The organism is Alcanivorax sp. HI0083 (genome assembly GCF_001635175.1).
In genome coordinates this window covers 1-11,737 of record NZ_LWFX01001463.1, presented here as the reverse complement: position 1 = coordinate 11,737, position 11,737 = coordinate 1, and the positions used below count along the sequence as shown (strand labels likewise).

Genomic DNA, 11,737 nt, shown 5'->3' with positions numbered 1-11,737 from the left:
GCACCCACCGCCTCGCCATACTGGCTTTGCTTGCCGCTTTGCCCATGGGCGCTCATGCCGCCCCCATGGAAGGCCCCATTCAGGTCACGGCGGACAGCGGCCGTTTTGAGCAGGATGCCGGCAGCGGTCTTTACCGTGGCAACGTGGAACTGATTCAGGGCAAACGCAAACTGTTTGCCGACGAAATGCGCCTGTTCACCAAAAATGGCGACCTGGTCCGGGTCGAAGCCAGCGGCACCCCGGTGCGCATGGAAGAAGGCGAAGGACTCAACGCCCATGCTGAAAATCTGGTGTACGACATCAAGGCCCGCACCCTGGTTCTCACCGGCGACGCCTACATTGAACACCAAGGCAACACCTTCGAAGGCGCCAAGGTGGAATACAGCCTCGATTCCAAGCGCGTGGATGCCAGCAGTGAAGGCGACCAGCGGGTTCGCCTGGTGATCCCCGCCGAGAATCAAACCCGCGAAACCAGCGGTGACGCCGACACCACCGGTGGCGATTCCAGCAACGAAAAAGACACCCCCAGTGAGGACAGCAACACCGCCTCACCTGATGCGGAGCCCAGCACACCATGAGCCACTTACGCGCCCACCACCTGGCAAAAAGCTACAAGGGCCGCCGGGTCATCGAGGACGTTTCCCTGGACGTGGAAGCCGGTCAGATCGTTGGCCTGCTGGGCCCCAACGGCGCCGGCAAGACCACCTGCTTCTACATGATCGTTGGCCTGGTGGAAGCGGATGCCGGCCGCATCGAAATCAATGACGGCGACATCACCCACCTGCCCATGCACGGTCGCGCCCAGCGCGGCATTGGCTACCTGCCCCAGGAAGCCAGCATCTTCCGTCGCCTGACGGTGGAAGAGAACATCATGGCGATTCTGGAAACCCGCAAGGAACTGAGCAAGGCAGAGCGCCACGAACGCATGGAAAGCCTGCTCAAGGAATTCCACATCGGGCACATTCGCGATTCGCTGGGCATGAGCCTGTCCGGCGGTGAGCGCCGCCGGGCGGAGATTGCCCGCGGCCTGGCCACCGACCCGGATTTCATCCTGCTGGACGAACCCTTTGCCGGGGTTGACCCGATCTCGGTGAACGATATCAAGGGCATTATCCGCCACCTGAAAGACCGCGGCATCGGCGTGTTGATCACCGACCACAACGTCCGTGAAACGCTGGATATCTGCGATACCGCCTATATCGTCAGCGCCGGCCATATCATTGCCTCCGGCGATGCCGACATCATCCTTGCCAACCAGCAGGTGCGGGATGTGTACCTGGGCGCCGACTTCAGATTGTAGTTGACAGTGCACAGCTGTCGCGACCACTCAAAACCGTGGAGGCCGCGCCCAACTATGGACGCGGCCTCTTGCGCTTTCAGATCAAGACAATACTTTTCCGCGTAGCCGTCAACTGTCCACTATCACTTATCAACTGACGTCCCTACCACACAAAATATTCTGGCACAAATATTGCTTGTTAGGTAACTGGCTTGGTATTCTCAGGTTTTGGGGATCCGCAGAATACCGAGCAGTATGAAGCCCACACTACAACTACAAATTGGCCAGCAGCTCACCATGACGCCGCAGCTGCAGCAAGCCATACGCCTCTTGCAGCTGTCCACGCTGGACCTGCGCCAGGAGATCCAGCAAGCCGTGGAAAGCAACCCGCTGCTGGAGCTGGCCGACGATTTCGGGGACGACAGCCTGCCCGAACATGACGAAGAACGTCAGGACGAGGGGCTGGACACCGAGCGTGACGACGCCCTGGAAGAGCTGGTGCAGGACGAGCCTGGCGTGGAAACCGAGTGGGATGATGTCTATTCCGGCCAGACCAGCAGCGCCACCGCCTCCCTCCCCGACGACGCAGACGAATGGCAACAACGCCACGCCGTCTCCGGCAACCTCCAGGACCACCTGCTCTGGCAGTTGAACCTGACTCCCATGAGCGATGTGGACCGCATTATCGCCATGACAATCATTGAATCCCTGGACGACCGCGGTTACATCACCGTACCGCTGGACGATATTGTCGACATGGTGAACGCCCAGCCAGACCTGCTCACCGAAGGCGATGAACTGGAGCGCGACGAAGTACTTGCCGTGCAGCACCGTCTGCAGCAGTTCGACCCCGTCGGCGTGGCCAGCATCGATCTGGCGGACTGCCTGGGCGTGCAACTGCGCCAACTGCCCGCCGATACCGCCCTGCGCGACGAAGCCTGTGCCCTGCTGGCCCACCTGGATCTGCTGGAAAAACACGACTACGCCGCCCTGCGTCGCACCCTGCAGATCAGCGAGGACGTCCTGCTGGAGGCCCTGTCCCTGCTACGCACCCTGGACCCGGCCCCCGGCGAGCAGATCGGCGAACCCCAGGTAGATTACGCCGTTCCCGACGTGATCGTCCGTCAGCACCAGGGCCGCTGGCAGGTCAGCCTCAACGACGACGTCCTTCCCCGGGTCAATCTGCAGCAGCAATACGCCAATATCGCCCGCACCACCAGCGGTGAAGACGGGCAATATCTGCGCAATTGTGTTCAGGAAGCCAAATGGTTCATCAAGAGCCTGCAGAGCCGCCATGACACCTTGCTCAAGGTGGCCACCCGCATCGTCGATGTGCAACAAGGGTTCTTCGATTATGGCGATGAAGCCATGAAGCCCCTGGTTCTGGCGGATATTGCCGACGCCGTTGAGATGCATGAATCGACCATCAGTCGGGTCACCAACCAGAAATACATGATGACACCCCGCGGTGTCTTTGAGCTGAAATATTTCTTTTCCAGTCACGTGGGAACAGACGGCGGCGGTGAGTGTTCCTCCACCGCTATTCGTGCCATTATTAAGAAGCTGGTCGCTGCCGAGAATCCCCGCAAGCCGCTCAGCGATAACAAGCTGGCCAGCTTGCTGAATGAGCAGGGAATCAATGTAGCGCGCCGGACCGTCGCCAAATACAGAGAGGCGATGCGAATACCGTCTTCCAGCGCCCGCAAGCGTTTGGTGTAGGGCGCCAGGACGGATCCCAAACAGGTAAAGGAGCCAGCCATGCAAATTAATATCAGCGGTCATCACCTGGATATTACCGATGCCTTGCGTGCCTATGTGGGTGATAAGTTCTCCCGCCTGGAGCGCCACTTCGATCAAATCACCAGCGTCCAGGTTATTCTCTCTCCGGAACCGAAAACCCATAAAGCCGAATCCACAATCCATATTTCCGGGGCCGATGTCTTCGCCACCGCTGAGGCCGGAGACATGTATGCAGCGATCGACAAACTGACGGACAAGCTGGACCGCCAGATTCTCAAACACAAGGAAAAGGCCGTCAGCCACAAGCACGGTCACTAACCCAAAGCGACAATTATGCGAGTTCGCGAACTACTGACTCTGGCCCGCACCCATCACGGCGTGCAGGCCAGCAGCAAGAAACAACTGCTCGATCAGGTTGCACAGCTGGCCGCGGCCAGCTGTGACAGCCTCAATGAACAGGAGGTCTTCGATGCTTTGGTCGCCCGGGAAAAACTGGGCTCCACAGGCATTGGCGAAGGCATTGCCATTCCCCACTGCCGGCTCGGACATTGCCAGCAAGCAGTCGGCCTGTTGTTGAAACTGGAAAGCCCCATCGATTTCGACGCCGTTGACGGGCACCCCGTGGACCTGGTGTTTGTGTTGCTGGTCCCCCAGGACAACCCGGAACAGCACCTCAAGACACTTAGCCACCTGGCATCCCTGTTCAACGACGACAGCTACCGCGCCGAACTGCGCCACAGCACAGACAACCAGCACCTCTACCAGACTGCCGTAGAATCCGAAGCGGAGTTGCGACTGGCATCATGAAGGAACGCAACAGGCTTTCACGCATCATGCAACACGCCCCAAACGCCACCTTGTCTATCCATCTTGCGTGCCAGCGCGCTGCGTGTGGCGTGCCAGCGGTGCAACCATGAAACTCACGATTATTAGTGGCCGTTCCGGGTCCGGGAAAACCACCGCACTGCAAGCGCTGGAGGACCAGGGATTTTATTGTGTCGACAACCTGCCCGCCGGCATGCTGCCGACACTGGCGAAACAGCTCAGCGAGGGCGAGCCTCCGATTGAACGGGTCGCTGTGGGCATTGATGCCCGCAACCTCCCCGCCCAGTTACTGGCTTTCGACAACATCCTTGAAGCCCTGAACGAACAGCAGGTACACAGTGAAATCGTCTACCTGGACGCGGATGACCACACCCTGCAGACCCGCTTCAGCGCAACCCGTCGTCGCCACCCGCTGGGCACTGGCGAGCGCTCACTGGCCGACGCCATCGGCCATGAACGGGAACTGCTGGCCAACATCCGCCAGCGCGCCGACCTGGTTATCGACAGTAGCAACCACGACGTCCACACCCTGCGCAACCTGATGCGCGAGCGGGTGGCCCACCGTGAAGCCGCCCTGTCTCTGCAGCTGGAATCCTTTGGCTTCAAGAATGGCCTGCCCACCGACGCGGACCTGGTGTTCGATGTACGGGTATTGCCCAACCCACACTGGCATGCAGACCTGCGCCCCTTTACCGGCAAGGATGACTGCATCATCGATTTCCTCAGCCAGCATCAGGCCAGTCACGACATGCTCAAGGACATCGGCGATTTCGTGGTGCGCTGGTTACCGGCGTTTGCCCACAGTGATCGCAGCTACGTGACCGTCGCCATCGGCTGCACCGGCGGGCGCCATCGCTCAGTCTTTATCACCGAGCAGCTGGCATGGACCCTGCGCGACAAAGGCATTGCGCTTCAGGTTCGCCACCGGGAACTCCCCCGAGAGCAATAAGGCAACCATGGCCTGACACCCGGCATTTTCCCTTTCAGATCACTTCTGACCACAAGACGCCCGATGATTGAAAAAAAACTCGACGTAATCAACAAACTCGGCCTGCATGCCCGCGCGGCCGCCAAAGTGGTCAGCGTGGCCTCCCGCTACGACAGCCGCATTCTGGTCCTGCACAAGAGCCAGACCATCGACGCAAAAAGCATCATGGGCCTGCTCATGCTTGGCGCAGCGAAAGGCAGTAGCGTCACTTTTCAGGTGGAAGGGGAAGACGAACAACACGCCATGGACGAACTGGAAGACCTGTTCGCCCGCTGTTTCGACGAAGGCGAGTAAACCCGCGAATCACCGGGGAATTTACCACTCTTTACCGCCATCCCACCGGCCACGCTTCGGCCTTCACACCGCCTCGTGTAAACTCTCTTCCAGCAAGGAGGAGCCATGCCCGCCGATAGCAGCCGTAGCCAACAGCATTTAAAAGCCATTAACCGCGCCCTGGCCAGCGGTACCTATACCCAGGTACGTCAGCTGATCAACAATTTGCCCGGCGCGGAAGCGGCACATTTACTGGAATCCTCCCCGCCACGGGAACGGGAAATTCTCTGGCAGCTGCTGCATAAAGATCAGGAATCCGAAGTCCTGCAATACCTGGGCGAAGAGGTCCGGGTAGAACTGCTGCGCAACCTGTCCACTGACGAACTGGTATCGCTGGTAGAAGAACTGGACACGGATGACCTGGCGGATTTGCTGCAAGAGCTGCCGGACCATGTCACCTCCCAGGTGATGGCCAGCCTGGACGAACAGAACCGCGAACGGCTGGAGCATGTGCTCAGCTACCCGGAAGACACCGCCGGTGGCCTGATGAACACGGACGTGATCACCGTGCGCCCGGAGATCACCTTCGAAGTTGTTCAACGCTACCTGCGTCGCCGCGGCGAAATTCCTCGCACCACGGATAACCTGGCCGTGGTGAACCGGAAAAACCAGTTCATCGGCCTGCTGCCGCTGACCAAGGTACTGATCAGCGACCCGGGCACCACCGTGCGTGAAGCCATGATCACCGACACGGAATCCATTACCGCCACCCTGCCCGCCCACGAAGTAGCAAAAATCTTCGAACGCCACGACCTGGTAACCGCCCCGGTGGTGGACGAAGACGGCATGCTGGTGGGACGGATCACCATTGATGACGTGGTTGACGTAATCCGCGAAGAAGCGGATCACTCACTGATGAGCATGGCCGGCCTGGATGAAGACGAAGATACCTTCGGCTCCGTGTGGCAAACCGCCCGGCGCCGGGCCCTGTGGCTGGGTATCAACCTGCTGACCGCGCTCGCCGCCTCGGCCGTCATCGGCCTGTTCGAAGCCACCCTGGAAAAAGTGGTGGCGCTGGCCATCCTGATGCCCATCGTGGCCAGCATGGGCGGCATTGCCGGCAGCCAGACACTGACTCTGGTCATCCGCGCCATGGCGCTGGGCCAGATCCAGTCCAACAACACCCGCTACCTGCTGTTCAAGGAACTGTCCGTGGGCGCGATCAATGGCCTGCTCTGGGCAACCGTGATCGGCATTACCGCCGGGCTGTGGTTCAACGACCCCAACCTCGGACTGGTCATCGCCGCCGCCATGGTGATCAACCTGGTCATGGCGGCCAGCGCCGGCGCCCTGCTGCCCATCACCATGAAGAAGCTGGGCATTGATCCGGCCCTGGCCGGGTCCGTGGTGCTGACCACCATTACCGATATTGTCGGCTTCTTTGCTTTCCTCGGCCTGGCCACGGTGCTGTATGCACACCTGCTAACGTAACAAGACACCGGCCTTCATTGGCCCACAACAACAAAAAAGGCGCCGAATGCGGCGCCTTTTTTGTGCATCACCTTCTGCTGCAGCACTTATTCCACAAACAGCTGCTTGAACGATACGTAGTACGCACCGGCCAGAATCGGCATCACGAACAACCACCCCAACAGGAGCGGAATCGCCGCCACCACCAGGATCAGGGAGATCACCAGGGTATAAACGATGAAGGGAATAATATTTTTCAGGCAGGCATCCAGGCTCAGCTTCATGGCATCAACCACCCCTTTCTGCCCCAGGAAGATCAACGGCACGGCGAAGTAAAACAGGAACATGAAGACAAACATGGCCACCGTGGCTAACAGGCCAAGCACCACGATAGCTGCAGTACTGCCGTCACGGCCGAGCAGGAAAAACAGGCCGCCCAATACGACACCCGCCACCAGCAGCACCACAAACTGCGCCACGGCGGTCATGATCAATGGATTGGTACGATCAGAAAACCCGGCAAACAGGTCCGAGAAATCAGAACGGTTTTCCGTATCGATACGATGAAAGATTTTCACGATGCCCGCATACAGCAGCGGCGTCAGCAGTATCTGGGCAATCGCGCCCAGAAGCGGAATGATCTGCAAGGCAGAAGTGATCAGCACCGTCACGACCAGCGCGCCAAGCACCACACCCCAGTGCCCACTGAGCATGCCATGGCCTTTGCCAATCCAGCCCATGGCATCCCCCACACTGATTTTCCGTGGCGCGATGATGGTGAATTCATTGGCGCTGGCCGGCGCCGCGTTGGCCACATCCGATTGCGGCTGTTGATACGGATTCATATCACTCATTAGCTGGTTCCTTCCCTTTCCCGAGTCAAAAAATAAACGAATCACACCAGGGCAAATTAGCGACCGGCAATCTTGACAGGCGACAACAACAGGGACCCACAGGCAATATTGCCGCGATAGTCCACATCCGTGCCGCTACCTTGAATACCTAACAGCATCTCCCCCAGATGACCGGCAATAGTAAACTCTTGCAGTGCACCTTGTATGACACCGTTCTCAAACCAGAAACCGCTTGCCCCGCGAGAATAGTCTCCGGTCACCAGATTGATGCCCTGGCCCATGACTTCAGTGATCAGAATACCCTTCGGCACCCTGGCCATCAGTGCAGCCAGCGAATCACCGGTATCGGTAATGCGTACATTGCGCACCCCCCCACCATTGCCGGTGGGCGCCATATCCAGACGGCGGCTGGCGTACAAGCCCAGCGCATACTGTTTCAGCACACCGTCTTCCACAAACGCCTGAGCCCGGGTGGGCAAGCCATCACCATCGAAGGGCGCAGACGCATTACCCGCCGCCAGGTGCGGGTTTTCCGTGAGCTGAAACCCGGCCGGTAACACCGCCTTGCCCAGACTGTCCTGAAGAAAAGAACTGCGGCGATACAGTGCCCCGCCACTGATCGCAGAGACCAGATGCCCCAACAGACCCGACGCCACTTCCGGGGCGAAGATCACCGGCAGCTCACCGGTTTGCGGCACCTCAGCACCCAACCGCGCCAGGGCGCGCTCACGGGCCTGCTCACCCACCGCTTCGGCAGACGCCAGGCGATCCCCCACACGCCCACCGTCATACCAGTAATCGCGCTGCATACCGGCCTCATCTTCCGCCACCACACTGCACACACGGCTGTGGTGGGTGCCACGGTAGCCGTGCAAAAACCCTTCCGAGGTGGCATACACCCGCAGGCTGGACCCGCTATTGACGGAGGCACCTTCGGAATTGACGATGCGCGCATCGTCACGGGCCACGGTTTCACAACGCAATGCCTGCTCAATGGCAGACTGGGTATCCATGGCCCAGGGGTGATACAGATCCAGGTCTGTCACTTCCTTTGCCAGATCCGCCGCTGGCGCCAGCCCCGCATAACGGTCTTCTTCGGTGTAGCCGGCAATGGCCGTGGCGGCGGCCAGGGTCGCCCGCAAACTGTCGCGGTTATCATCGGAGCTACTGGCGTGACCTTTGCGCTGCCCCTTGTACACTGTCACCGACACACCTCGGTCACGGTGGAATTCCACCGTTTCCACTTCCCCCTGCCGCACATTGACTGAATAGCCCTGGGACAGGCTGACTCCCACTTCCGCCGCATCGGCCCCCTGTCGTTTGGCCTCTTCTATAAGCCAGGCAGCCGTATCTTTGGCCTGTTGTAGCTGCGTATTATCGAGTTCGGCTGTCGTTGCGGAGGAATCAGACATAAAATAGCGGTTCCATTGATGGGTATTAAACAGTTATGACCGAGTATAGCGACGACCAGATCACCAGCAAGGGCCAGCAAAAACGCGAAGACAATGCCTTGCAAGAGCTGGGTCTGTTACTGATGGACATGAAACAGGTGGAGCGAGAGCGCCTGCCATTGCGTGACGATCTGCAATACGCGCTGGTTGAAGCCACACGCATCACCAGCCACGAAGCACGCCGCCGTCATGCCCAATACATCGGCCGGCTCATTCGCGAAACCAACAGCGAACAGATCATTCAGGCGCTGGAGCTCCTCAATGACCCTTTTCGCCAGCAGCGCCTCAGCAACTGGGTGGAGCAGATTGCGGCCTGCGAGCAACCCAAAGATGCGGAAAGCACCTTGCAACAAATTCTGGAGTTCTTTCCCCACGGCGACCGCCAGCAACTGCGCAACCTGACGCGTAACGCCCTGAAAGCGCGAGTGAAAGACCCCGCTGCTGCACCGCCTGCGGAAAAGGAAAAATTCAAGCGCGAGCGACGCAAGCTAATCAATTACCTCAACCAGCTGGATAAAACCGCACCGCTGTACTGACTCGGCACGTAATCCAAAGCGATATCAACGCCGCTCCGGTACCATCAGGGCTGTTTTATCCGCTTGCCACCAACGTAAAAACTGCTCACCCACGGCTTTCTGTGGCTGGGAATGGGCGTCACCTTCGATGCCCTGTTCTTTCTCCATCAGCGACACTTTTTCGTTGGCTGCTTCGAACCAGGCTTGCGGATCATTGATCCCGGCTGCCATCACTTCGCCGTATAACGCCTTGCTAAACCAGGTCCGTTCGGAATCATCGCCACAACCGAACGAAGTGCGATCCGCCGCCGCAGAGGAAAACACGACCCGCTCCGGCGACGCCAGGCCTTCCACCCACTTGCCGGAATAACAGGCAGACACGATTAGCCATTGATGCCGGGCAGACAATCCATTCAACCACTGCTTGCCATCGGTCACGGCGAGGTTGTTAAGCTTGAGGCTTTTATCATCCAGCAGCAGATCACCGTTACGGGCACCATGGCTGACAAAATGCACCAGCAATAAATCTTCCTCAGGGTCCAGCAAGGCATCCAGCGCCTTGAGACTCTCCTGCACACTGGTGCGGGTGGCCAAAGGCAGCTCATCACTACCACCGTTGATCAAGCGGACATGGCGACGTTTCAAATCAAACACCGAGCCCAACCGTTCCGCCACCCAGTCCACCTCACGGGCAAACACCGCTTCGGTGCCGTCACCGCCGACTACCAGCAAATAGACATCGCGCACACCGGGCCGCTGGGGCGCCAACGAGGACAAGACAGACTGTAATCGGCTGGATTCGGTATACAACCGCGCTTCCATGGCCGCCGCCTGCTGCTGCTTGCGCTGCCGCCAGGCTTTTTCACTGGGGTAGTAATCGCCCTGCACAAAAAAGCCCTTTTCCACCACGGGCTTGCCCTCATCACTGGGCCGCGTGCGCGTCCCCGGGCCTTCCGCATGGCCGTTTTCAAAAGACGCATGAATTACCACGCCATCCGGACGGGTCAGTTCCCCTTTGCCTTCAAAGGTGAAGAAATCGAACTCGCCCTGATAGTGGTAACCTTCCTCGTTACGGTAAGTCCCCTTGACCATGTAACCGTCGGCAAAGGTGCCTTCAAACTGTTCGGCTGATGCGGTGACCCAGAGCCCCTTCCCGTGCGGTTGAAAATCACGGAACTCCCCCTGGTAGGAATTATCGTCCAGATACGTCACCGAACCCTTGATAAGCTCTCCGTCCTTGAACTGCCCCTGGTAGGAGGCATCCTGGCAGGTATAGGTCCCTTCGCCGTTCAAAACGCCGTTAACAAAGTGCCCTTCCTGAACGCAGCCGTTACGGCTCTCCAGGCGACCTTCACCTGCCATCAACCCGTTCTGGAACTCTCCTTCATAGTGCCGACCACCGGGCCAGGTGAGGCTGCCATGGCCATGGAACAGGTTATCCTCGATATCGCCCTCATACACGGCACCATCGGGCAAACGCACATCAGCCGGCAACTGCACCGGATCACAGGCGGCCAGCAACACGAGCGATACGAGCAAACACAAAGTTCTCATAAGCGACAGATTTTCATTAGCCCACGGGGAGTTTGAACTGAGCCAGTTGGGACGAGGTACGGCGCAGGTGAGTGCACAGCAGGCGGGCGATATTTTCCATCACCAGACTCACCGCATGGGGGCTGCGTTTTCGTAATTGTTCAATGCCCTTGCGGGTCAACACAATCAGGGTAGCGTCTTCCGCTGCGCGCACGGTTGCCGAGCGGGGCTCGTGGTCCACCAGCGCCATTTCGCCCATGGAGTCACCGGGGCGCAGATGAGCAATCACCACCTCGCCACCGCCGTCATTATCCTTGACGATATCCAGGCAACCGCGCACCACAAAGCAGACAAAATCACTGCGGTCGCCTTCCCGGCAGACCACATCGCCCACCGGCACCCGGTTCACAAACACCAGTTTTTCCAGCACCGCCAACTCCTCATCACTGAGGCCGGCAAACAGACGCATACGCGAGAGAATATCCAGAACCTGGGACATCAGGCGGTGCCTCCCACGGTGAGCGCATCCACGCGCAGGGTCGGCTGGCCCACGCCCACCGGCACGGATTGGCCATCCTTGCCACACACGCCGATACCCGAATCCAGCGCCAGATCATTACCCACCATGGAAATGCCGCGCATGACTTCCGCACCGCTGCCAATCAGGGTGGCGCCTTTTACCGGACAGACAATCTTGCCCTTCTCCACCAGGTACGCTTCGCTGGTAGAAAACACAAAACGGCCAGACGTGATGTCCACCTGGCCGCCGGCAAAGTTCACCGCATAAATGCCACGATTCAGGCTGGCGA

Annotated in this window: 14 protein-coding genes; 9 read left to right on the top strand and 5 right to left on the bottom strand. The window is 59.0% G+C overall.

The window, feature by feature from the left end:
* From lptA to mgtE, 8 genes are all read left to right on the top strand, one after another.
* Nucleotides 1–578: lipopolysaccharide transport periplasmic protein LptA (gene lptA, locus A3754_RS22225; RefSeq protein ID WP_063521370.1), on the top strand; the 578-nt coding region annotated here is incomplete at its 5' end.
* Nucleotides 575–1,300 carry an LPS export ABC transporter ATP-binding protein gene (gene lptB / locus A3754_RS22220; protein WP_063521368.1) on the top strand — a complete coding sequence of 242 codons (726 nt, stop codon included), beginning with the start codon at nt 575–577 and terminating at the stop codon, nt 1,298–1,300. The genes lptA and lptB, both read left to right, overlap by 4 nt.
* 234 nt (nt 1,301–1,534) lie before the next feature.
* Nucleotides 1,535–2,998 (top strand): RNA polymerase factor sigma-54, encoded by a 1,464-nt coding sequence (locus tag A3754_RS22215; RefSeq protein ID WP_063521367.1) that lies wholly within the window; start codon nt 1,535–1,537, stop codon nt 2,996–2,998.
* A 39-nt stretch (nt 2,999–3,037) separates the two neighbouring features.
* Nucleotides 3,038–3,337, top strand: a complete 300-nt coding sequence (gene hpf / locus A3754_RS22210; protein WP_007151194.1) for a ribosome hibernation-promoting factor, HPF/YfiA family — start codon at nt 3,038–3,040, stop codon at nt 3,335–3,337.
* A 15-nt stretch (nt 3,338–3,352) separates the two neighbouring features.
* Nucleotides 3,353–3,826 carry a PTS IIA-like nitrogen regulatory protein PtsN gene (gene ptsN / locus A3754_RS22205; RefSeq protein ID WP_007151552.1) on the top strand — a complete coding sequence of 158 codons (474 nt, stop codon included), beginning with the start codon at nt 3,353–3,355 and terminating at the stop codon, nt 3,824–3,826.
* Between the two features lie 106 nt (nt 3,827–3,932).
* Nucleotides 3,933–4,793 (top strand): RNase adapter RapZ, encoded by an 861-nt coding sequence (gene rapZ, locus A3754_RS22200; protein ID WP_063521369.1) that lies wholly within the window; start codon nt 3,933–3,935, stop codon nt 4,791–4,793.
* Between the two features lie 63 nt (nt 4,794–4,856).
* Nucleotides 4,857–5,126, top strand: coding sequence for an HPr family phosphocarrier protein (locus A3754_RS22195; protein ID WP_007150503.1), 270 nt, complete (start codon nt 4,857–4,859; stop codon nt 5,124–5,126).
* Between the two features lie 105 nt (nt 5,127–5,231).
* Complete coding sequence (gene mgtE, locus A3754_RS22190) at nt 5,232–6,596, top strand: magnesium transporter (RefSeq protein ID WP_063521366.1); 1,365 nt, start codon at nt 5,232–5,234, stop codon at nt 6,594–6,596.
* An 86-nt stretch (nt 6,597–6,682) separates the two neighbouring features.
* Here the strand turns inward: mgtE and A3754_RS22185 are convergent, their stop codons facing one another.
* A complete protein-coding gene (locus A3754_RS22185) occupies nt 6,683–7,429 on the bottom strand; it encodes a BPSS1780 family membrane protein (protein ID WP_063521365.1) in 747 nt (248 codons plus the stop codon).
* A 56-nt stretch (nt 7,430–7,485) separates the two neighbouring features.
* Nucleotides 7,486–8,841: a metalloprotease PmbA gene (gene pmbA, locus A3754_RS22180; RefSeq protein ID WP_063521364.1), complete on the bottom strand. Its 1,356-nt coding sequence runs from the start codon at nt 8,839–8,841 to the stop codon at nt 7,486–7,488.
* A 35-nt stretch (nt 8,842–8,876) separates the two neighbouring features.
* Here pmbA and yjgA point away from each other — a divergent pair, with 35 nt between their 5' ends.
* The gene (gene yjgA / locus A3754_RS22175) at nt 8,877–9,416 is read left to right on the top strand and encodes a ribosome biogenesis factor YjgA (protein WP_063521363.1); all 540 of its coding nucleotides are present in this window, start codon (nt 8,877–8,879) and stop codon (nt 9,414–9,416) included.
* A gap of 24 nt (nt 9,417–9,440) precedes the next feature.
* Here yjgA and A3754_RS22170 read toward each other — a convergent pair whose 3' ends face one another.
* From A3754_RS22170 to A3754_RS22160, 3 genes are all read right to left on the bottom strand, one after another.
* Entirely contained in the window at nt 9,441–10,934 is a 1,494-nt protein-coding gene (locus A3754_RS22170) for a C13 family peptidase (RefSeq protein WP_231880741.1), read from the bottom strand.
* Between the two features lie 31 nt (nt 10,935–10,965).
* Nucleotides 10,966–11,427, bottom strand: coding sequence for a Crp/Fnr family transcriptional regulator (locus A3754_RS22165; protein WP_007151180.1), 462 nt, complete (start codon nt 11,425–11,427; stop codon nt 10,966–10,968).
* Nucleotides 11,427–11,737 (bottom strand): metallopeptidase TldD-related protein (locus A3754_RS22160; RefSeq protein WP_231880740.1); only part of this gene is annotated, 311 nt, incomplete at its 5' end. The genes A3754_RS22165 and A3754_RS22160, both read right to left, overlap by 1 nt.